Annotated in this window: 19 protein-coding genes and 1 pseudogene; 9 read left to right on the top strand and 11 right to left on the bottom strand. The window is 43.4% G+C overall.

The window, feature by feature from the left end:
* Nucleotide 1: 1 nt before the first annotated feature.
* From IPJ02_10255 to IPJ02_10245, 3 genes are all read left to right on the top strand, one after another.
* Complete coding sequence (locus IPJ02_10255) at nucleotides 2–1,159, top strand: hypothetical protein (protein MBK7375917.1); 1,158 nt, start codon at nucleotides 2–4, stop codon at nucleotides 1,157–1,159.
* 22 nt (nucleotides 1,160–1,181) lie between these two features.
* On the top strand, nucleotides 1,182–2,576 hold the full coding sequence (locus IPJ02_10250) for an SET domain-containing protein-lysine N-methyltransferase (protein ID MBK7375916.1): 1,395 nt from the start codon (nucleotides 1,182–1,184) through the stop codon (nucleotides 2,574–2,576).
* A gap of 135 nt (nucleotides 2,577–2,711) precedes the next feature.
* The gene (locus IPJ02_10245) at nucleotides 2,712–3,647 is read left to right on the top strand and encodes a hypothetical protein (GenBank protein MBK7375915.1); all 936 of its coding nucleotides are present in this window, start codon (nucleotides 2,712–2,714) and stop codon (nucleotides 3,645–3,647) included.
* Nucleotides 3,648–3,655: 8 nt separating this feature from the next.
* Here IPJ02_10245 and IPJ02_10240 read toward each other — a convergent pair whose 3' ends face one another.
* Entirely contained in the window at nucleotides 3,656–5,602 is a 1,947-nt protein-coding gene (locus IPJ02_10240; GenBank protein ID MBK7375914.1) for a gliding motility-associated C-terminal domain-containing protein, read from the bottom strand.
* 91 nt (nucleotides 5,603–5,693) lie between these two features.
* The gene (locus IPJ02_10235) at nucleotides 5,694–6,068 is read right to left on the bottom strand and encodes a hypothetical protein (protein MBK7375913.1); all 375 of its coding nucleotides are present in this window, start codon (nucleotides 6,066–6,068) and stop codon (nucleotides 5,694–5,696) included.
* 206 nt (nucleotides 6,069–6,274) lie between these two features.
* On the opposite strand from IPJ02_10235, the gene IPJ02_10230 reads away from it, so the two are divergent.
* Both IPJ02_10230 and IPJ02_10225 read left to right on the top strand, forming a co-directional pair.
* Nucleotides 6,275–6,619 (top strand): single-stranded DNA-binding protein, encoded by a 345-nt coding sequence (locus IPJ02_10230; GenBank protein ID MBK7375912.1) that lies wholly within the window; start codon nucleotides 6,275–6,277, stop codon nucleotides 6,617–6,619.
* 210 nt (nucleotides 6,620–6,829) lie between these two features.
* Entirely contained in the window at nucleotides 6,830–9,295 is a 2,466-nt protein-coding gene (locus tag IPJ02_10225; GenBank protein MBK7375911.1) for a helix-turn-helix domain-containing protein, read from the top strand.
* Nucleotide 9,296: 1 nt separating this feature from the next.
* Here the strand turns inward: IPJ02_10225 and IPJ02_10220 are convergent, their stop codons facing one another.
* From IPJ02_10220 to ybeY, 3 genes are all read right to left on the bottom strand, one after another.
* Nucleotides 9,297–9,812: a phosphoheptose isomerase gene (locus tag IPJ02_10220; GenBank protein MBK7375910.1), complete on the bottom strand. Its 516-nt coding sequence runs from the start codon at nucleotides 9,810–9,812 to the stop codon at nucleotides 9,297–9,299.
* Nucleotides 9,813–9,827: 15 nt separating this feature from the next.
* Entirely contained in the window at nucleotides 9,828–11,696 is a 1,869-nt protein-coding gene (mnmG, locus tag IPJ02_10215) for a tRNA uridine-5-carboxymethylaminomethyl(34) synthesis enzyme MnmG (protein ID MBK7375909.1), read from the bottom strand.
* A gap of 155 nt (nucleotides 11,697–11,851) precedes the next feature.
* On the bottom strand, nucleotides 11,852–12,283 hold the full coding sequence (ybeY, locus tag IPJ02_10210; protein ID MBK7375908.1) for an rRNA maturation RNase YbeY: 432 nt from the start codon (nucleotides 12,281–12,283) through the stop codon (nucleotides 11,852–11,854).
* Nucleotides 12,284–12,359: 76 nt separating this feature from the next.
* Here ybeY and IPJ02_10205 point away from each other — a divergent pair, with 76 nt between their 5' ends.
* Both IPJ02_10205 and IPJ02_10200 read left to right on the top strand, forming a co-directional pair.
* Nucleotides 12,360–12,605: a ferrous iron transport protein A gene (locus tag IPJ02_10205; GenBank protein ID MBK7375907.1), complete on the top strand. Its 246-nt coding sequence runs from the start codon at nucleotides 12,360–12,362 to the stop codon at nucleotides 12,603–12,605.
* 31 nt (nucleotides 12,606–12,636) lie between these two features.
* Nucleotides 12,637–13,212, top strand: coding sequence for a nicotinate-nucleotide adenylyltransferase (locus IPJ02_10200; protein ID MBK7375906.1), 576 nt, complete (start codon nucleotides 12,637–12,639; stop codon nucleotides 13,210–13,212).
* Here IPJ02_10200 and chrA read toward each other — a convergent pair whose 3' ends face one another.
* The 3 genes from chrA to nadA all read right to left on the bottom strand — a co-directional run bounded on the left by chrA (nucleotide 13,213) and on the right by nadA (nucleotide 16,090).
* Nucleotides 13,213–14,427 (bottom strand): chromate efflux transporter, encoded by a 1,215-nt coding sequence (chrA, locus tag IPJ02_10195; GenBank protein ID MBK7375905.1) that lies wholly within the window; start codon nucleotides 14,425–14,427, stop codon nucleotides 13,213–13,215.
* 147 nt (nucleotides 14,428–14,574) lie between these two features.
* Nucleotides 14,575–15,096 carry a hypothetical protein gene (locus IPJ02_10190; protein ID MBK7375904.1) on the bottom strand — a complete coding sequence of 174 codons (522 nt, stop codon included), beginning with the start codon at nucleotides 15,094–15,096 and terminating at the stop codon, nucleotides 14,575–14,577.
* The gene (nadA, locus tag IPJ02_10185; protein ID MBK7375903.1) at nucleotides 15,086–16,090 is read right to left on the bottom strand and encodes a quinolinate synthase NadA; all 1,005 of its coding nucleotides are present in this window, start codon (nucleotides 16,088–16,090) and stop codon (nucleotides 15,086–15,088) included. The genes IPJ02_10190 and nadA overlap by 11 nt, the downstream gene beginning before the upstream one ends.
* 556 nt (nucleotides 16,091–16,646) lie before the next feature.
* On the opposite strand from nadA, the gene IPJ02_10180 reads away from it, so the two are divergent.
* Together IPJ02_10180 and IPJ02_10175 are read left to right on the top strand one after the other, a co-directional pair.
* Nucleotides 16,647–18,779 carry a peptidylprolyl isomerase gene (locus IPJ02_10180; protein ID MBK7375902.1) on the top strand — a complete coding sequence of 711 codons (2,133 nt, stop codon included), beginning with the start codon at nucleotides 16,647–16,649 and terminating at the stop codon, nucleotides 18,777–18,779.
* A gap of 72 nt (nucleotides 18,780–18,851) precedes the next feature.
* Complete coding sequence (locus tag IPJ02_10175) at nucleotides 18,852–19,367, top strand: DUF2480 family protein (protein ID MBK7375901.1); 516 nt, start codon at nucleotides 18,852–18,854, stop codon at nucleotides 19,365–19,367.
* Here IPJ02_10175 and corA read toward each other — a convergent pair.
* The 3 genes and pseudogenes from corA to IPJ02_10160 all read right to left on the bottom strand — a co-directional run bounded on the left by corA (nucleotide 19,364) and on the right by IPJ02_10160 (nucleotide 22,414).
* Nucleotides 19,364–20,456 (bottom strand): annotated as a pseudogene (gene corA, locus IPJ02_10170) (magnesium/cobalt transporter CorA). The gene IPJ02_10175 and the pseudogene corA sit on opposite strands and share 4 nt — an antisense overlap.
* Before the next feature lie 123 nt (nucleotides 20,457–20,579).
* Nucleotides 20,580–21,086 (bottom strand): DUF4440 domain-containing protein, encoded by a 507-nt coding sequence (locus IPJ02_10165; protein ID MBK7375900.1) that lies wholly within the window; start codon nucleotides 21,084–21,086, stop codon nucleotides 20,580–20,582.
* 62 nt (nucleotides 21,087–21,148) lie between these two features.
* Entirely contained in the window at nucleotides 21,149–22,414 is a 1,266-nt protein-coding gene (locus IPJ02_10160) for a DEAD/DEAH box helicase (protein MBK7375899.1), read from the bottom strand.
* Nucleotides 22,415–22,624: the final 210 nt, after the last annotated feature.

The raw sequence follows: 22,624 nt of genomic DNA, 5'->3' as shown, positions 1-22,624 counted from the left end.
TATGGCCCCATCTAACTCATTTTTATCCGCTGTTCCGCTAAACCAGCTTTATGTATGGGTGTTGGCGCCGCACCTGGAGACAAGTGACCCGAATATTGATTATTACTACGATTTTTCACAAAGCATTGCCGAATACAGCAAAACATTCAATGAACTGGATGTGGAATGGAAATGGCAACCGGTTACTATAAACAATTATGCGTCGGTTATTGACAACATCGCCAAAAAGAATGAGAAAGACAATAAGATCCACCTCATCTTCAACCTCTGCGATGGTGATGAAGTGAATGGTACGCCTGGTATATCGGTAGTGAAGCTGCTGGAAGAGAAAGGATTGTTCTATACCGGCTCTGATGAATATTTTTATCATATCACTACCTCCAAAATACCCATGAAGCAGGCTTTTGATAAGGCCGGCGTGCCCACGGCGCCCTGGGAAGCCATAACAGCCAGGGACCAAGATACCGGTGACATTATCAGGAAACTTGGTTCTCCCATTATAGTAAAGCCTTCCGTTTCCGGCGGCAGCATGGGCGTTGGCGTACGAAATGTTGTGAGCACGCCCAAAGAACTTGATGAACAGGTACAGAATATGTTTGATGGTTACCGCGGCTGGCAACTGACCTGTGATGGGATCGTAGCTGAATCTTTCATCAGCGGCCCGGAATATACCGTGCTGATCGTTGGTTCTTACGATAAGCCCGGAAAGGCAAAAATATATGAACCGGTAGAGCGTATCTTTCATCCTTCCCTGCCTGAAAAAGAAAAGTTCTTAAGCTTTGACAGGCTTTGGGAAATTTATGAAGAAGAGAACCCCATGCCGGATGAAGGCAATTTTTATGAATATGAATTGCCCGACCCTTCTTTGATCGAAGAGATAAAGCGGATCAGCTGGGAGGCGTTTGTTGCCACCAGGGGCAAGGGCTACACCCGGGTTGACCTGCGGATGGATAAAGAGACCGGCAAAATATATGTACTGGAGGTAAACGCACAATGTGGCCTGAGCGAAGACGAGGATTATACTTCCATTGGCGCCATATTGAGGCTGAGCGGAAAAACATTCACCCAACTGGTGGTAGCCATAATAAACGACGCTTATCAAAGAAAGAAGCTGTCCGCAAAAGCGCTGAAACGCAAGGGTTCGATGGGCATTTCCTGAGGCCGGCGGAAAAAAATTGAATATGAAAGTTTGCGTTCTTCAACCTGATTACTCCACATCCGATGTAGATTATAAAAATTACGACCCGGCCAGGGATCTGGGACATTTAATGCCCGGGGCAGAATTTGAGCATGTGCAACTGAACAAGCTTACCGTTTACAAACAACTGAAAGAGCTTAAGAAAAAGAACTTCGACGTCTTCGTTAACTTATGTGAAGGGTATCTTGAATGGACTGTGCCCTCCGTGGATGTTATTTATTTCATGGAGTTGCTGAACCTTCCTTTTACCGGTCCCACTTCGTTGCTTTACGATCCGCCCAAAGACCTGATGAAATACGTGGCGTATACTTCGGGTATAAAAACTCCGGCCTTTGCCTTGATCGGGTCGGTTGATGATATTGAAAAAGAATGCGCCCATTTGCAGTATCCGTTGTTTGTTAAGCCGGATAAGGCCGGGGACAGCCTGGGTGTTGATGACAGCTCGCTTGTTTACAATAAAGAAGACCTGGTCAGAAAATGTGCTTCCATCATGGAAGAATACGGGCCGTTATTGGTGGAAGAATATATCCAGGGCAGGGAGTTTACGGTGATGCTGGTGGCCGATGCGCAGGAAGGAAAAAGCTGTACGGTGTTCAAGCCCATCGAATATATCTTTCCGAAGGGATTTCAATTCAAGACCTATGCATTGAAGACCTCGGAGCTTCATCCCGAAGCAAATATTCCCTGCAACGACCCCGGCCTGGAACAGCAATTAAAAGATGCGGCACTGCAGATATTCCAGGGATTTGGCGGGGTTGGCTATGCCCGGCTCGACTTCCGGGTGAATGAAAAGAACGAGATCTTTTTCCTGGAAATTAACTTTACCTGCTCGGTATTTTATAAAGACGGATACGAAGGCTCTGCCGATTATATTTTAAAATGTGATGGAATTGGCCAGGCAGGATTTCTTAAAAAAATAATTGATGAAGGCATTGCCCGGCACCAACGCAGGCAAAAAAAGTATACTATGAAAGGCAATGCCATTGCAGGTTATGGCATATATGCAAATCAGAATATAAACGCCAGGGAGGTGATTTTCAAGGGGGAAGAGATGGCACAGCGGATCGTTACCCGCAGATATGCAGAAAACAAATGGAATGTTAAGGAAAAAGAAACTTTTAGAAAGTACGCTTATCCTCTGAGCAAAGAGGTATTTTTGCTGTGGGATGATAATCCGGCAAACTGGGCCCCACAAAATCACAGTTGTGATCCTAACACCCGATATGAAGGCTTAAATGTAGTGGCTTTACGAAACATTTCGAAAGGCGAAGAACTAACCCTCAACTACGCAAACTTCCTGGATGAACACATGGAGCCCTTTGACTGCCGCTGTGGTGCAGCTAATTGTTGCGGACGTGTTTCCGGTACCCCCGAATAACTCGGTAACCGAAAGAGAAAGCCTCCGGACCAATTAAACCCGCCTCACGTCTTCCCGTCTTACTAACCGTATTTAAATTCATCGTCCTTATTGGGCTTATTAACCAGGTGATTCAAGGATCAAAAGAACAGCGCTATGTCTAAATTTCAAATATTACGCACCCTGATGATGAAGCATAAGTACCAGCTTATTATCACGTATTTCCTGTTCTCGCTGGAAATGCTGGGCAGCCTGCTCCGGTTTTATTTTTTTGGTGAGGCGATCAATGACCTGATAAAGGGAAGTTATAACGGGCTTATCGTATTAACGGGGGTTCACCTTTGTTATTTGCTTATCGGAACAATCCGGCATATGTACGATACCCGTACCTACACAGCCATATACACAACCCTGGTAACAAAATTCCTCAGCCGCCGGTATAATAAAATAGAAGTATCCAAGCTGAGCGCCCATTCAACCCTGGCAAGAGAGTTTGTTGATTTTTTAGAACACGACCTGGTGTATGTGATTGAAGCGACGTATAATATACTGGGTTCGCTGGTCATTTTGTTCTTCTACGATAAAGTGGTGGTAGGTATCTGCCTGGCCATCCTTGTGCCGGTTATCATCATCAGTATGCTCTATGGCAAAAGAATGAAGCGGTTGAACAGGCACAAAAACGATGAACTGGAAAAACAGGTCGACATCATCTCCACCGGGAATAATTCGATGATCCGTCATCATTATAACAACCTGCGCAAGTGGCAGATCCGCATCTCCGATAAAGAGGCCTGGAACTTTGGCTTCATGGAGATCATGGTGCTGGTGGTCATCGCTGTTTCGCTGATCGTTTCCAAAAACATGCACAGCCCAACCGTAATGGCCGGCAGCCTGTTTGCCATTTACAGCTATATCTTAAAATTTGCTTCCGGGCTTGATACCATTCCGTATACGCTTGACCGGCTTTCTTCTTTGGGAGACATTACCCGGAGGATCGAATTGCAGTCGGATGATTTCCCGCAGGAACAAACAGCAATGCCCATAAGTTTCCGGGCGCTTCCTAAAAACAAGAAGCCTGAGTTTTCGATGTAGTTTCATTTTTACCGGATCACCGTTACGGTTCCCTGCTCGGTTCTCCTGAAGTTGTTCTTAAATGTAAAGCTTGCATACCATGCATAACTTCCGGGGCTGTTCAGTTTCGACCTGTAATAACCATTCCATTTTTCAGAGGGGTCGTTGCTGCTGAATACCAGTTGGCCATAGCGGTTGTATATCAACAGCCGGTAATTGCTGATGGCAGATAAATTTCCCAGGGGACCAAAGCCGTCGTTCCTGGTATCGCCATTGGGGGTAAAGGAATTGGGGAAATATACATCGCCGCAAGAGCCGGCAGCGGGTTGCGAAATGAGAACGGAGGCGGAGGCGGTACATCCGTTATTATCATCTATGGTCACGGTATAATTTCCTGCCGTAAGATTTATGGCGGTTATCGTGTTTTGCGGCGGTACAGTATTCCAGTTGTATGTATATGGAGGGCTGCCCCCCGAAACCTGTGCGGCTGCGCTTCCATCACTCAACCCATAACAACTGACATCTTTCCTGTTCACAATATTAACCGCCGGCGAAGTTGCCGTAACAATGCTGATACTGATATTCTCCGTACACAACCTGCTGTCTGTAACCGTTACGGTATAGTTTCCCGGCACAAGCCCCGTTGCGGTTGCACTGGTTCCCCCGGAAGGAGACCAGGAATAGCTATATGGCGGGGTTCCCCCGCTTTCTGTTATGGTGGCGGTTCCTGTTGGTGCAGAACAGCCGGGCTGAATGATAGTTACGCTGTGGGATAGTTTAGCCGGCTCTGTAATGATCACTATTGTATTTGCCTGGCAACTGTTTGCCGCACTTACAGTAACGGTGTAGATGCTGGCTCCCAGGCCCGTTGCTGTCGGGGTGGTTTGTGCCGGGTTTGTATTCCACAAATAATTGAACGGGGCTGCTGCTGCAGGCACAACGTTTACTGTTGCAGAACCGGTTTTATCTCCAAAACAATTGATGCCGGTAATTACGGATGTTGTTAAGCCAAGGATATGGATGGTTTGCGATGTGGTATCGGCTTCATTATCCGGGCCAGTCGCGACCAGGGTAATGGTATAGGTTCCTGGTGCTGAAAAAACATGCGTTGGATTTTGTGCGGTTGAAGTATTATTTGTTCCGGAAGCAGGGTCACCAAAATTCCATTCAAGCACCGGGCAAAGGGCAGACGTGTTTGCAAAGCTTATGGAGTTGCTGCTGGTACAGGAGTACGTGAAAGATGCATTATTGGGAGGCGCCTCCCCGATCACGATGTCATCAATGGCAAAACCATCGTAATTGTTACAGGTGGTTCCCGCCCCGAATGCAAAGCGGAAGATCACATTGGGTATTCCTGCCAGGTACGGCATGGTATGTTGTGCATTTACCCAACGCCCGCTGCCCCCGGTTCCCTGGCAACTGCCAATGGTTGGTTGAATGGTTCCCGACCATCCTTCTCTTATCGTTGCAAGCGGGTTGAGCCCGGTGATGGGGGAAAAATTGAACCAGTTGTCATTCAAACAATTTAGCGGGTCGTTCAGGCTGCCCACATTTATCCAGGTGGCGCCAAGGTTTATTGAGTATTGCAGGGTTGCACCGTCAAACCTTCTTTCTGTTTCCCAAAAAACAGCAAAGGAAATATAGGGATGCTGAACTGTCGTAAAATCGAAACAGGGGCTTTGTAACCAGGATGCTTCTCCGTTGTTGTAAGACCCCGGGGTCAGTCCACCCGTGATCCAGCATTTGGAACCGGTTGCCGCAGCGTTTATGGTTGATTTGGCTGGTGTGCCCCATGCCCAGTCAGACCCCGAGCCTCCGGGCGCCCAGGCGCCATTGGTTGTTTCAAAACCTTCTGTATATGGAAATACAGATATGGGTGTGCCGCATTGTGCATTGGATCTTTCGCTGATGCAAAATGAACAAACAGGTAAAAAGATCAGTCGGGCGGTTCTATATAGAAGCTGTTGAAAAATCATTAATTAGCCGGTAAAAATACTCTATTATCCGGCATGATAATAATTGTTGGGGGCGCTAATTTGCTGCCTCTGAAATGGCCAAGCGCTTTCTTTACTCTTCGTTTCTTTTAACTACCAAAAGCCGGTTGTTTTCCAGCGGGAGGTATCCGTATTCATAGCAGTAGAAATAAGTATTGCCATTCCTTGCGTTGTATTGGTGTGTGTGGTATTTGAACAGAAATCCTTTTTCCGCCAGTTTATCCCGGCTGGCTTTTGCGGTTTGTTCGCCCGCAGGAAGCAGGCTTTCCAAAATGCGCCGGTTCTTCCCCAGTGCATTGTTCACATTCCGGATATAGTTATTGGCAGCGCTTTTAAGCTCATTGTTAAAGGCAGCCCGGCAATAATCATCACAGAATTTTTTATCGCTGCGCCCTTTCAGTATTTTCCCGCAAAGCAGGCATATCTTGTCTTCTCTCTCTTTTAACATAGTACGGAATTGGTTTTATTGATGCTTCGGGTCTACCTTTTTCCCCATCCGTTTACAAACGCTTATACAGGTAAGTAAAAGGATAATCTCCGGCTACCGTTTTTTTGTCGCTTCATCTTTGTGCCGTCAGCGGGAAATGACGTCTCCCTGCTGGTTGAAATAAAATAATAACCGTTCGGCCCAGGGCCGGACACAAATCTTAAAACATGTACACATTAAGAAACAAAGTTCAGCTCATCGGCAACCTGGGCAATGCTCCAGAAATCAAAAACACCCAAAGCGGGAAAAAGCTTGCCCGTTTTAGTATTGCCACCAACGAGATCTACCGGAATGCCAAAGGTGAAAAGGTTAAAGAAACAACCTGGCACAACATGGTAGCCTGGGGCAAGATCGCCGACATTGCTGAGAAGTATTTGAACAAGGGAAGTGAAGTAGCCATTGAAGGCAAGCTCATCAGCCGCAGTTATACGGATAAAGAGGGCGTTAAAAAATTCATCTCCGAAGTGGAGATAAATGAATTACTGATGCTTGGCAGCAAGGCCTCTGCATAATTCCCTTGTTAAGATAGAGGGGTATTCTCAAAACAGGGAACGCCTTTCTATCTTTTTTATTTACTTATCCCAACCACAATGCTATAAAATCCGGCTTTTATCACCATGGAGTAAAAACCAGTTTTTTAAGGGAAAAAACTCCGGAGAAGGCCGGGTTGATATAACAATTAACCGGGCCCGGTTTCTTATTATGGCCTTATCTTTATTACCATGCACGCTATTGAACACAATGAACTGTTTGACCTGGCGTTCCGGTTTGTTACGGAAACCTCAGAGAATATTTTTCTTACCGGGAAAGCCGGTACGGGCAAAACAACGTTCCTAAAATATCTTAAGGAGAATTCCACCAGGAATATCATTGTGGCAGCCCCAACCGGTGTTGCTGCCATTAACGCCGGCGGGGTTACGCTTCATAGTTTGTTTCAATTGCCTTTTCATCCGTTTTTGCCTACAAAGAACCACAAGGACGAATTGCTTGCAAAGGTCCGGTTCAATAAACAGCGGCAGCAACTGCTCCGAAAAATGGAGCTGCTGGTGATCGATGAAATAAGTATGGTGCGTTGCGATGTCATGGATGCCATTGATGCTATTTTAAAGAGTGTAAGAAGGAATCATCACTTACCTTTTGGCGGAGTACAGCTATTGTGCATCGGCGATCTGTTCCAGCTGCCGCCGGTGGCACAAAACCAGGAATGGAATATCTTAAGTGAATACTACTCTTCGCCTTTCTTTTTCGACAGTCTTGCGGCTAAAGAGCTTTCTCCTTTGCTGATCGAACTGAATAAAATTTACCGTCAAAAGGAGGAGGGCTTTGTTGAATTGCTGAACAAGGTAAGGAACAATCAAATGGGTCCGGGCGATTTCGAGTTGCTGCATTCCCGGTATAACCCGGCTTTCCGGCCCGGGGCAGAAGAAAAATACATCACACTTACCTCACACAACAACCAGGCGGATCTTATAAATCAACAGCGGCTTTATAAAATTGACGAGGTCTCCTTTACTTTCAATGCGGCTGTAGAGGGTGATTTTCCGGAATCCATGTACCCTGCCGAATATGAGTTGGTCTTAAAGACCGGTGCCCAGGTCATGTTCCTGAAGAATGATGTAGTCCAGAAAAGATATTTTAACGGAAAGATCGGGGTGATCAGGTCGCTTGAAAAAGATAAGATCGTTGTTGCCTGTGATGCTATCGATATTGATGTGAGGCCGGAAACCTGGGATAACAGCCGTTACACCCTGAACAGGGCTGATGGAAAATTAGAACAGGAAACGCTGGGCTCGTTTACCCAGTATCCCCTGCGGCTTGCCTGGGCCATAACCATTCATAAAAGCCAGGGGCTGACATTTGATAAAGTTATGATCGATGCGGCGGCGGCCTTTAGCAGCGGGCAGGTATATGTTGCCCTCAGCCGCTGCACCAGCCTGGATGGAATTGTATTGTTGAGTAAAATTCCCCCTTCTGCCATCAGCAACAATGTTAATGTGAGCAAAGCCCAGCAATCATTGTTGTATAAGGGGTCTTTACCGGGGCGTTTTGTTCTGGCAAGAAAAATCTTCACCGAACAGCTGCTGGAAGATATTTTTTCTTTTAAGGAGGCGTCGGCTGTTGGTGAACAGCTGGGCTTGCTGGTAAAACAGCACAAAGGCCGGCTCAATGAAAAAGCAGCTTCCTGGATAGAGAATTTTAATCGCGGGCTTGTGGCAGACAGGACAGTAGGATTAAAATTCAGCAGCCTTATTTCAACCCTGATCAACGAAACCGATATGATTGAAAACAATGCTGTTCTTCAAAAGCGAATATCGGATGCTGCCAGTCATTTTCTTCCGAGGTTGGAAAGTTATTTGACTGATTTAAAAGATCACCCGGTAACAACAGAGCACAAAGAAACTTCGGCACCCATCAATGAAAAGCTAAATGAACTTGCCATAGCAGTTAATACAGCCTGTTTTTACATGCAATATTGTAAGTCCCCGTTCTCTGTAACCGGTTTTTTACAGCACAAATTAAAATTAGTAATACCACGGTTCAATCTTTCCTGTTATGCAAGCGATACAAATGCGGGTCATGACGGATCGCAAAACGCGGAACTACTTGCAACATTAAAGCGCTGGCGCAATATGATCTGTTCTGATACCGGCCAGCCTGTTTATATGGTAGCCAACCAGGCTTCGCTGGAAGAGATCAGCACCTATCTGCCCCTGTCGAAGAAAGACCTGATGCTGATGGCTGGTTTTGGAAAAGCAAAATCAGAAAAATATGGCGATGAAATCCTGGAAATGGTAAGTGATTATTGTGAACGATACAGCCTGGAAAGCAATATGGCGGCAATGTTGGTCAATCCGAAAAAAGAAAGAAGGATAAAGCTAAAAGAGGCCGGCCCTGATACCAAATCCGTTTCTTTTCATTTATACAAAGAAGGAAAAGACATTGCAGCCATTGCTAAAGAAAGAAATTTATCCACCAGTACAATTGAGGGTCACCTTGCTTATTTTGTAGGCGTCGGTGAAATAGATATCAATGAGTTTGTTAATAAAGAAAAGCTGGGCCTGATAAATGAGGCGGTTGCCAGACATGGTACAGGCAGCCATAAAACATTAATTGAAAATCTGCCTCCGGGTATTAGTTATGGTGAACTAAGGATGGTAATTGCGGCCAGCAAAATTGTCCGGCAATAAACTACCGTCCAAAGTCATCCTGCAGCCTTATAATATCGTTTTCATCGCTGGGGTTGTCTGCATTGGTATGTTGCCAGATCTCGGCAACAACACCCCAATTATCAAGACCAACCAGGCGGTGGCGTTCTCCTTGTTTCAGCTGAATAATATCGCCGATATTCAGGTATTTTGTTTCCTTTTCTTCGTCTGTATCACTGGTTACAACCGCAGCGGTTCCACCAATCAGTTTCCAGATCTCGGCACGCCGGTGATGATATTGCCAGCTTAGCCTTTTTTCGGGCGCTACTATCAAGATCTTGGGGCTGAGTTTTCCCGAAATACTCAACTCTTCTTTAGTGAGATGGGGAAAATAAAGTTTAATGAATTTTTCGGCTTCGCCTTCTTCAATTACAAAAAAACCGCCCCACGGCCGGGTGTTATCTTCTTTGCTGATCTTTAACTTCTGAAGGTGCAGGTATTCTGCAACGTTCTCAAAAATTAATTCCTTAGGTACGCTGTTCTGAAAATTTAACTTCATTTTTATTGTCTTTTTTTATCTGCCCATAAAAACCATCAAAATCTGAACATCGCTGGGATTAACTCCCGAAATCCTGGAAGCTTGTCCAAGGGTCCTGGGTTTTATTCTGGTGAATTTTTGCCGGGCTTCGTTACTTAGTGATAGTAGTTTTTCATAATTAAAGTTGTCTGGAATAAGCAGGTCTTCGAGCTGGCTCATTTTGGCAACAAGCTCCTTTTCCTTTTCAATATACGTTTCATATTTAATCTGTATTTCAGCCTGTTCAATGGATTCTTTGTCGAACCCCCTTACAGCATCTTTTACCCTTTGAACATATTCGGCCATCTCTTTCAGCCCTACCATTGGCCGGAGCAGGACTTGGGATGCTTTTTGTTTGGTTAATAACGCGGAGGATTGTACGCTTTCAAAAAAATCTTTTGTTTCTTCTGGTTCCAGGCTTAAGGAGGAAAGGGTCTCTTTCACTTTTCTGATGCTTTCAGTTTTTGTCTTCACCCTTTCCATTCTTTCCTGTGATGCCAGTCCTATCCTGTAGCTTTTTTCTGTAAGCCGAAGGTCTGCATTGTCCTGGCGCAAAAGAGTTCTGAACTCTGCCCGGCTGGTGAACATGCGGTATGGTTCATCGGTACCCTTGTTTATGAGGTCGTCTATAAGAACTCCTATATATGCTTCACTCCTTTTTAAAATAAAGGCTTCCTGGCCTTTTACCCTTTGGTGTGCATTAATTCCTGCCATTAATCCCTGGCAAGCAGCCTCTTCATAGCCGGTTGTTCCGTTAATTTGACCTGCAAAAAACAGGTTTTCAATGAGTTTTGTTTCTAAACTAAATTTCAACTGTGTTGGGGGAAAGTAATCATATTCAATTGCATAACCCGGCCTGAACATTTTACAATTTTCAAACCCCGGAACTAGTCTAAGTGCTTGATATTGAATATTTTCTGGGAGAGATGTGGAGAATCCGTTCACATATATCTCAATGGTATTTTTACCTTCTGGCTCAACAAAAAGCTGATGGCGGTCTCTTTGTGCAAACCTGCTTATTTTATCTTCAATACTCGGGCAATACCTTGGTCCGGTTCCCTGGATCCTTCCCTGGTACATTGGGCTTTGATCAAATCCGGTCTTTAGTAATTCGTGTACCCGCTCATTTGTATAAGTTATCCAACAACTCCTTTGTTCCTCTGGTCTGGGCTTATCAATATCTAAAAAACTGAATCCAACAATTTCCTCGTCTCCCTTTTGTTCTTCCATCTTGGAATAGTCAAGACTTCTTCCATCAATCCTTGGTGGTGTACCTGTTTTTAGCCGGTCGGTCTCAAATCCCAGTAAAACAAGCTGTTCGGTAATTCCCACCGAATTTTTCTCCGCAATTCTTCCGCCCCCAAAGTTTTTCTCTCCTACATGAATAACCCCATTCAGGAAGGTTCCATTGGTTAAAACAACCGACCTGGCCTTTATTTTATGTCCAAATCCGGTTTCCACTCCTTCTACTATGCCATTATTAACCAATGTTCCCTTAACGGTATCCTGATAAAAATCAACATTGGGTGTGTTTTCAAGCATTTCCCTCCAGGTTGTGGCAAACAAACCCCTGTCACTTTGAACCCTGGGGCTCCACATAGCAGGCCCTTTGGATCTATTGAGCATTCTGAACTGGATCATGCTTTTATCACTCACTATCCCGCTATAGCCTCCCATTGCATCGATTTCTCTAACAATTTGCCCCTTTGCAATGCCTCCCATTGCTGGATTGCAACTCATTTGTGCAATTGTTTGTAAGTTCATGGTAATCAACAAGACCTTGCTGCCCAGATTTGCGGCCGAGGCTGCGGCTTCACAGCCGGCATGTCCTGCTCCAACAACTATAACATCATACTGCGTAAACATTTGGCAAAGTTAGTGTTTTGATGTTTCAGTGAGAGGGGGTGTTAGGTTTCACGTGAAACCCTCTTTATGGGTATTTTGGGTTCCACGTGAAACCAATTTTTATGAAAAGCAGCTTATTATCACCAATATGAACTATAAATAATTATAATAATATATTATTTATTAAAGTACTTATACAAATATTCCTCCTCCTTTTCTCGCATTCGTAGTTTTTCATGCTTTGTTTTGTCCGAATATCCACACAAATGAAGTGTTCCATGAAAAATTACTCTGTGAATCTCTGTTTTTATACTAACCCCTATTTTTCGGGCATTTTCTTCCACCCTGTCAACGCTGATGTATATCTCACCATCAATAGCCCTTGTTTCTCCGGATAAATCAAAACTGATAATATCGGTATAATAATCGTGCTTCAGATAGGTCCTGTTTACTTCCAGCAGGTATTTATCGGAACAGAATATATAAGTAAGGCTATTCAGATCCTTTCCCTCAGCTTTAAAAATGTTGGGCAAAAATGATTTTAACCTGGTCCTGTCTCTAAGTGAATAGCAGTGTTTAAGGTAAAAAAAATGAATTTTATCTGTCATTATTATTTTCGTAAAACGAAATTAGAGAACAATATTGATTTGGTAAATTTGTATTTATAAAGAGGGGGTATGTAATATGAAAAAGAAATTATCAGAAGTAGCTATTGGTAAATCGGTTATAATTAGTGCGTTTGAGAACGATGAAATATTCTTAAAACTCATGGAAATGGGTTGTGTGCCCGGCGAAACGCTGGTTGTTGAACAGATAGCCCCCTTAGGAGATCCGATATCAATATCTGTGGCGGGTTATAGACTAAGCCTTAGATTAGATGAGGCCAAAATGATATGGGTTGAAGAAAAAACCATCGCTTCTCTAAGTTGATTTATTATAAATAATTGATTATCAAACACTAATGAAGATTGGGCTTTATTTTGGATCTTTCAACCCAGTACATATTGGACATTTAATAATTGCCAGCCACGCAGTAAATGAGACCGATTTGAACCAGGTATGGTTTGTTGTTTCTCCACAAAATCCTTTTAAACAATCTTCCTCCTTGCTTAATGAATACCACCGTTTGCATTTAATAAAATCTGCTATAGACGGAGAGAATGGTTTGCGTGCCAGTAATGTTGAGTTTTCTTTGCCCAGGCCATCTTACACGGTTGATACGCTTGCTTACCTGAAGGAAAAGTTCCCTACATATGATTTTTCGTTATTGATGGGAAGCGATGGGTTTAAAAACCTGGATAAGTGGAAAAATTTTGACAACATCATAAAAAATCACCCTATTTATATTTATAAAAGGCCTGGGTTTGAAATCACTGAAACGCACGGTGCAAAAATTAATATACTTGAAACAGCCCCGTTGCTCGAAATTTCCTCAACAAAGATCCGTGAGCTGATCAAAAAAAGAAAATCAATCCGTTTTTTAGTTCCCGATGTTGTAAAAAATGAAATAGAACTGGCAGGATATTACCGAAAGTAGTTAAAATACCCACCCCAGCAGCAGGCAGAATAATACAATGACCGGTGTGGGTGTTCTCGAAAATTGAAGCACCAAAAATGTTCCCGCAATAACAGAAATGTTAATAAGGCTGAAAGAATTGAAAGAAATAACAGATACATCTTTCAATAAAAACAGGGTTGCTGCGATCATTATACCCACCACCGCAGCATTTATTCCTTCAAGGGACCTGTACACCACAACAAACTTTTTCAGGGTTTGCCAAACAGGAAAAAAGAACAAAACCAACAAAGCGCTGGGCAGGAATATTGCTATTGATCCGATCATACATCCAAGCAACTGTCTTTCGGGGCCCTCCTTCTTTAAGGCGATGCCCCCCATAAATGATGCTATAGAAAATACAGGACCCGGTATCGCCCTGACCATTCCGGCACCGGTAAGCAGTTCCTCCCTTTCCACCTTGATGACATCCGGGTTCTTTTTCATGACCCGCTCTGATGTGGGCCTGGCAACATATTGGTCGAGCATCAGGGGGATCAAAACATCGCCGCCGCCAAAAACAAAACTTCCGAACCGGTAAAAGTTCTCAAAAAGATTGTATTGCTTTTTATTCTCCCAGTTCTGCTTTCTTGCGGTTTCACTCAAAACACCCGCTACAATAAAGATCAATACAAACAACCAGATATTCGTCCAGCGTATCTGCCGGGGTTTAACCACCTCCTTTTCCGGAATTCTTTTGTTACTTATGTTTGTCGCTATTCCTGCGGCTACGATCAATGCCGGGATGATCCAGGGGGCTTTAAAAAGAAAGTAAGTAATTGCTGCAGAAACGATCATGATAACACCGGTAATGGTGTTTCTTATACTGATCTTATATGCCTTAAAGGCGGCATAGGCTAAAAAGCCGATAGCCATTGGTTGAATAAACCGGAACAGGTTTGTTTGAATCCCGCTCTTTTCAATATTACCAACAAGAAAAGACAACCCCCCCATTAAAAAGCAGGCTGGAAATATCCAAAGAATCAATGTAAGAACCGCTAGTTGGATTCCACCCCTCTTATAACCGATCAAAGTAAGTGTCTGTGTGGATGATGCGCCCGGAAGGAGCTGACAAAAGGCAATATACTCCATCAACTCTTCCTTGGTCAGGTCCCGGCGTCTTTCCACAAATGTTTTTAAAACCATTCCTGTATGCCCCTGAGGGCCTCCAAAAGCAGTTACGCTATGTAACAACACAGCTTTTAAAAAAGGGATATGCCGAAGTAGCTTTTTCAATATAGTGCCATGACCTGTTTACCGGCTACTAAGATAAAACTAAATTATATTGAATCCTGCTCCATGATCATTACCGGGTTGGTTGTATTCAATCAATTTTCGGAAAGCCTACTCGTATGTGTAAGTAATCATATTATTGATAATTTGTTTTCCAAATTCTGTAATGTAAAACTCCCGTGCCCTTTTAAATGTGGTAACTCCCTTTACTATCCCCAGATCGGATATTTTATTCCACTTATTTTCCCGGTAACTATATTTACTCAGTGCGTATTTTATACTATCCACTGAATAGATCCCAACAAATTCAACACGTATCTTTTTTGCCCCGGGTTCAACCTCTTTCATATCAACAGCGTCAATACTTGATATATAATGCATATCCGGGTATTCCTCTGTTATAAAATTCTGTGAAACGATCTTCAACTCATTCTTTTTATAAAAGGCGACTTTACCAAATGAGTTTGTTGAAATATAATTCCTCAGGCTATCGCTGAAATTTATTAACTCGATGTAATATATATTCTTTGCTTTTTCATCCCGGGCAGAACAACCTGAAATAAGGCCCGCGATTATACATATAAAAAGTGAATTTAGCCACCTATTTACTTTTCTTTTTGTTTTATAATCCATATTGTGCACTGATTTTTAGCATTTTGTCGATGGGTTCCTTTGCAGCAATCCGTAATTCCTCATCCATGGTTATTTCGGGCGTTTCGTACTTCAGGCATAAATATAGTTTTTCCAGTGTATTTAATTTCATATGCGGGCAATCGTTACACGCACAGTTATTATTTGGCGGGGCCGGAATAAATGTTTTTCCCGGGCTGTTTATCTGCATCTGGTGCAGGATACCTGTTTCGGTTGCCACGATAAATTCTGTTGCTGGATCGCTTTTTGTAAAATTCAATAACCCGGTAGTACTTCCGATAAAATCTGCCTGATTCAAAACGGGATCTTCACACTCCGGGTGTGCTATTAATTTCGCTTTCGGATGACGTAATTTAAGTTTTATAATTTTTTCAAAACTGAAAATCTCATGAACCATGCAGGCGCCATTCCACAATACCATATTTCTGCCGGTTTTTTTGTTAATGTATGCACCCAGGTTTTTATCCGGGGCAAAGATTATTGGTTGGTCAGCCGGAAAACTCTCCACGATCTTCTGCGCATTTGATGATGTGCATATAACATCGCTTAATGCCTTGATTCCTGCAGAACAATTTATATAGGTAATAACTTTATGCCCCGGGTGTTTATCCTTGAATATTTTAAAAAGGGGAGGAGGCGCTGAATCACTGAGAGAACAACCTGCTTTCAGGTCTGGCAATAAAACCTTCTTTGAAGGATTTAAAATCTTTGCCGTTTCGGCCATAAAATGAACTCCCGCAAAAACAATGATATCCGCATTTGTTTTTTCAGCTTTTTGCGCAAGGCCTAAACTATCGCCAATAAAATCTGCCACATCTTGTATATCCGGTTCCTGGTAATAATGCGCAAGAATTATTGCGTTCTTTTCTTTTTTAAGGTCTTCGATGGCTGCAAAAAGATCAAGCGACGGGTCCACTTCTATATCCAAAAAACCCAGTTTTTGTATTTGTGATCTTGCAATGTTGATATCTGTCATAGTATGTATTAATACTAATTATTTATATAATCACCTACTACTACTAGGGGTGTTGATTTGTGGAAAAAAGGATTAAAAAGTACACTGCAAAATTAGAATGTTTAGTTTATTAACACACATACACCGGAAATTAACATTTTTTAATATAGACTTACGGCTTATCAATCTGCCTGTATATACGTTTAGTCACATTTGTTGATAACAAGCAGTGTTGAAAGAAAATCCGGTGTTTCTCTAAATCCCCGGTTAATAAAAAATGGATAAAACACCTGTTCATAACAGCCCCAGACACCATAAAAATTAAATCAGTAAACTTTCCCCATTCTTTTCATACCCGGGAGTTTTAAAAAATGCCATTATCAACAAAATGAGGCCGATATTAACACACGGGTGTTAATATTATAAATTAATCTTCGGTGACCGTATCCTTTATAGATAAGGCAATCTCTTTCCAACGATCATTAAACGAGGCCCCCAAGGGCATTTTTGAGTGTAAAGAACCTGATTATATGCTTTTTTACCCTATTTTTGCCGTCCATTATAATTTTAGATAAATATGCAAATTATTCAGGGTATTCGTGATAAAGGAGCTGCTATTGTAATAGGAGTAATAGCCTTAAGCCTTATTGGCTTTATATTGATGGACGCCAGGCAACAAGGCAACCAGATGTCTAACTCCAATTCCAGCAACATAGGAAAGGTAAACGGGTCTGCAATCGAACTGGACGAGTTTAATAAAAAGGTGAAATTCCTGGAGGCACAGGACGAACAACAAACAGGAAGAAAGCCCAATACAGCCAGGTCTGCCCAGATCAGGGAGCAGGTTTGGAACCAAATAACAGCCGAACGTGTATTTTATGCCGAAGCCGCCAAGCTGGGAATTGAATTCACCTCAAAAGAACTGGAAAGTATACTGAAGAGTAACGACCCTTCTAATCCATTAATGCAGGAAAAAGGAATGGTTGACCCCCAAACAGGAAAGCTGGATATTGTGAAGGTGAACCAGGCGATTGCCAATATTAAAAAGGCAAAAGATGAACAATTAGACGCAGTTAATGCACAGCTTATAAGCCCGCAAAAGATAACCAGCACATCGGGCAAATACTTTGCGATGTTAAATGCCAGCGCTTATTACCCTGCCTGGATGCAGGAAAGGGACAATGCAGATAAAAAGAACTTTGCAACCATTTCTTATGTGGGTATTCCTTATGCTGTGATCAGCGACAGCACTGTAAAGGTTACCGACGCCGAAATTGAAAAATATGTTCAGTCACACAAAGACCTGTTCAAACAGGAAGCCGGCCGGACGATCTCTTATGTTAGTTTCAGCCAGTTGCCCAATGCAGCAGACAGCGCCAGGGTGAAAGCCGCAGTGGAGGCGCTGAAATCCGACCTTACAAACGAAACCAATGTTAAGAACTTCCTTGCAAGAAACACATCAACCATTGATTTTGACACCAACTACGTTCCAAAATCAAAGATCAGCAGTTTTGCAACGGATTCTATTGTAAAACTTCCTGTTGGTTCGGTTTACGGACCCTATGTTGATAACGGTAATTATGTACTGGCAAAATACCTTGGCAGCAGAACGCTTCCAGACAGCGTGAATGCACGGCATATATTAATTGCCACCATCAATACACAGACCGGCGAGCCAATTATAGAAGACAGTGTTGCTAAAAAACGTGCCGATAGCGTTTTAACCGCTATTAACAGCGGCGCCAGCTTTGCCGCACTTGCCCTGGCATATTCATCAGACGGCAGCAAAGAAAAGGGCGGGGACCTTGGAACATTTACCTATGGAGCAATGGTTCCTGAGTTTAATAAGTTTTGTTTTGAAAAACCAGTAGGTTCAAGGGAGGTTGTAAAGACACAATTCGGATATCACATAGTAGAAGTGATGAGCCAGAAAGGAACAAGCCCGGCATATAAGATCGGCTTCATGGCAAAAGAAATTTCTGCCAGCGAAGCAACGATCGAAAAGGCAAGTCTTGACGCAACCAAACTGGCCGCACAAAAAGACCTGAAGAATTTTGATTCCTATATTCAGAAAAACGGGTTACGGAAAATAACTTCCGGTGCCCTGGTAAAAGAAAATGACGCCCAGGCCGGTGAATTACAGGATGCCCGTCAATTGATCCGTTGGGTTTTTGAAGCCAAAAAGGGGGAAATAAGCGACCCATACAATATTGGCGATATGTTTGTGGTAGCCGTTGTTGATAAGATATTTAAAGAAGGGATACAGGACCTGGAAACAGCCAGGCCAATGGCAGAAGGCGTTATACGGGACCAGAAAAAGGCCGAACAGATCATTAAAAACCTGGGACCGAACCCAACCCTTGAAAAAGCAGCCTCTGCATATAGCAAGGAAGTTATGACAGCGGGACTTGATTCAACCATTACCTTCAACAGCCAGATCATTAATTCCATAGGTAACGAACCCAAACTGATCGGGGCTGTTTTCAATAAAGAAAACCTGAACAAGGTTTCAGCTCCGCTTGCCGGGAAAACGATGGTTTATGTATTTAAAGTGAACGGCATAGCCAGCAAAACAGGCGATATACCCGAAGAAACGGCGCAGTTTAAGTCACAGCAATTAGCAACGCTTCGCAACCAGTCTGCCATTAACTGGTTTGAGGGCCTTAAGAAAAAAGCAACCATAAAAGACAACCGAAGCAAATTTTATTAAGCGCTTTGTTAAATACCTTTAATCGAAAACAGCCCCCACTATAAATGGGGGCTGTTTTATTATCTTTGCTCCATGAGTGAATTGCTGGTAAATAAGGTTTCGGAAAGCGGCCTGGTTACACTGGACCTGGAGGATTTTTTTCCCAGGGACGCAGCAGCAGTGTTTGATATGAAGGATCACCTGTTCATGGGCCTTATACTGAAGGAAAAGGACTTCCGGGAGGCAATGAAAAACCTGGACCTTGCGCCGTATACCGGAAAAAACGTTGCGCTTACCTGCTCAGCGGATGCGGTGATACCCATGTGGGCATATATGCTGGTGGTAAGTTACCTGCAACCCGTTGCAAAGGAAATCGTTTTTGGAGACAAGGATCATCTCAATCAATCGCTGTTATTAAAAAACATATCAACGATCAATGCAGAGGAGTATAAGGATAAAAGGGTTGTAATAAAAGGCTGCGGCGAACAGCCCATCCCCGAGTCGGCATATGTGGCTGTTACAAACATTTTGCGACCCACGGCAAAAAGCATCATGTATGGGGAGCCGTGCAGTACGGTGCCGATCTACAAGAAAAAAAAGGAAAACTAAAACCACCCCCGCCGTTTGAAAATATACAGCATAAGCAGTGGGATGAAGACCATGAGCCCGACAATAGAATAGAAACCGATTTTTTCATGTGCAAATGGAATAACATCAAAATTCATCCCGAATATTCCCCCGATCACCGTTGCCGGGGCCAGCAGACAGGTTACCACAGCCATCACTTTCATAACCTCGTTCATTTTTAAATTCACATTGCTTAAATAGAGGTCCTGCAGGTTCATCATCATATCCCGGTAGTTTTCAGCCAGGTCGTTTGCCTGTAAAACATGATCGTATACATCTTTGAAATATTTTTCAGTCCGCACTTCTATCAATTCGCTTTCGCTTTTAAGAATACCGTTTACCATTTCTCTGAGAGGGGTTACGCTTCTTTTTAAAACGATCATCTCTTTACGCAGCATATTTATTTTAGCAAGACTACGGGTATTTGGCCGGCGTACGATATCCTCTTCCAGCTCTTCAATTTTTTCACCGAGCTTTTCCATCACTACAAAATAATTATCAACGATCATATCGATGAGGGAATAGAACAAAAAATCTGCGCCGTTCTGCCGAAGCCTTGGAGTTGTTTATTTTCAGGCGTTCCCGCAGGGGATCAAAAACATCTTTGTCCGGATCTTCCTGGAAACTAATGACAAAATTCTTTCCAAGTACAATGCTTATTTGTTCAAACTCAACAGCGGAGTCCTGCTCATTAAAATACAGCATATTCAGCAGGCAGAAGAGCAACCCGTTTATTTCATCCGTTTTTGCCCGCTGGCCGAGGCTCAAAATGTCTTCGGTAATCAGATAATGAATACCATAGTGGCCACAGATCGTTTCCACGTCTGTTTTTCTTAACCCATCAACATTTAGCCAGGACACCAAAGGAGAATCTATATATGGAAAGCACTCCGGAACATTATTCAATTTTTTGAACGTGATATTCGCTCCGTTGTAGTCAAAAACAAAAATAGACGTATGCTCCGGCTCTTTTCTTTCTGCGATCACCGGTTTGTTTACCGTCAATACTTTCCGGGTGCGCAGCAACTCCAGGGGATTCAATAAATAGGAAAAATATTTCTGCGGCGCCATAACAAGAGAATTAACACGGGAAGAATTTTTAAAACAGCAAATGAAAATAGCAATTTTATTCTGAAAGTAGAGCTAAATAAAAAACCGGGGCCAGCCCCGGTTTATAAAAGATCGGTATTGTTTTTACTTTGCGGCCGGAGGAGGCGGCGGCGGCGGCATGTCGCTGTTCCATACATCCCGGTGCATTTTCCACTTGCCATTCTCCTGCTTCCATACAACAATAAATTTCCCCTTGTCCAGGGAAACGTTTTTATCTCCGAACATTTCATAGGTACCGATTTCTGCAACGGCTTCCGAACCGCCGGAAACTTCCCCGGTGGTGATCTTGATATTTCTTATCCCCATCTGGTACCCGCCGTTAAAAAAAGCAGAAATAGCCTGCGAACCGCACATTCCCGGCATGTTGGGCGGATTGATGCAGGCGTCCGTGGTATAGCATCCCGCAAACCTGACTGAGTCGCCGGTTGCCCAGCTCTCACCAAACACTTTATTGCTGGCCGCAATGGCTGTTTTAACACTGTCAAGACTAAAGGCCGGGGCTGTTTCTGTTTTAGTCGCCTCGTTGTTACAAGCACTTAATAAAATTATCGCCGAGGCAACAATCAAAAAAGGGGAAAAGATCTTTTTCATAATTAATTTTTTGTGTAAGATACGGGGATTGAAGACCCCGTACAATGTGGCTATTGGGTATATTAACTCCTGTTTGCCTTATACCTGTTACTGAAGTTCCGGCTCTTGGCCTTATCAAAATTCCCAAAACCCCTCGAACGTTTCGGCATGGATTTTTGGGGAGCTTTTATTGGTGCAGCAGAAAGATCAATGCTTAAAGGATAAGGATGTTCTGCAACTACCGGTATGTTTTTACCGATCAGTTTCTGGATATCTTTTAATTCATCCCTTTCTTCGGCATCACAAAATGAGATCGCAATGCCTGTATTGCCCGCCCTTCCGGTACGGCCAATCCGGTGTACATAGGTTTCGGGCACATTGGGAAGTTCGAAATTGACCACATGCGACAGGTCGTCAATATCAATGCCCCTGGCCGCAATGTCGGTTGCCACCAAAACACGGAGACTTCCGCTTTTAAAATTACCCAATGCATTTTGCCGGGCATTTTGCGATTTATTCCCATGGATGGCCGCCGCCGTGATATTGTGGCGGTGTAAGAATTTTACCACTTTATCAGCGCCGTGCTTTGTCCGGGTAAACACCAGCGCTGTGATTATCTTTTCATCTTTCAGGAGGTGTAACAACAGGGATAGTTTATCCTGCTTACCAACATAATAAAGGCTTTGCTCAATGGCATCAACTGTTGAGGATACAGGAGTAACCTCCACTTTGGCCGGGTTGGTCAATAATACATGCGCCAGTTTCTGTATTTCCGGCGGCATGGTAGCAGAGAAAAACAAGGTTTGTCTTTTTGCCGGCAACTTCGTGATGATCCTTTTTACATCGTGTATAAAACCCATATCAAGCATACGGTCGGCCTCATCAAGCACAAAGATTTTAAGGTGCTTCAGGTCAATGAACCCCTGGCTGATCAAGTCAAGCAGGCGGCCCGGGGTAGCAACCAGAATATCAACCCCACGTCGTAATATATTGGTTTGGTTCAATTGGGACACTCCGCCAAAAATTACCGTATGGGAAAGCCCCGTATATTTTCCATAAGCAGCAAAGCTTTCATCGATCTGTATCGCCAGTTCCCTCGTCGGGGTCAGGATCAGCACTTTTATATTCCGGGGCCCATGTTCTTCCCGCTTTTGCTCAAATAAGATCTGCAGTATGGGTATTGCAAATGCGGCTGTTTTGCCGGTACCGGTTTGTGCACAGCCAAGCAGGTCCCTTCTTTCCAGTATCAACGGGATGGATTGTGCCTGTATGGGTGTTGGGGTGGTATACCCCTCTGCATCCAATGCTTTAAGGATGGGATCAATTAATTCTAATTTTTTAAATGCCATTAAATGGATTGTTTAGTATAAGGCTGGCAAAGACGTTGCATTTTCTGAATCAGCAGGAAAATATTTTGTTACCACATTGGCTTGCAACAAGCGTATCTTATGAAAGGAGTGGAGCGCAAAAGTACGCTTTTGTTTTTTAATGGACGGATAAAGGGAAAAGCAGCCGATCTGCTGCGGGTTCCTATTGAACCAATCCGTAAATTTGTGAAC

This window comes from Chitinophagaceae bacterium (assembly GCA_016710165.1).
Classification (GTDB): Bacteria; Bacteroidota; Bacteroidia; order Chitinophagales; family Chitinophagaceae; genus Ferruginibacter.
Note: the sequence above shows the minus strand (reverse complement) of the source record. Positions and strands in the feature narration are given on the sequence as shown.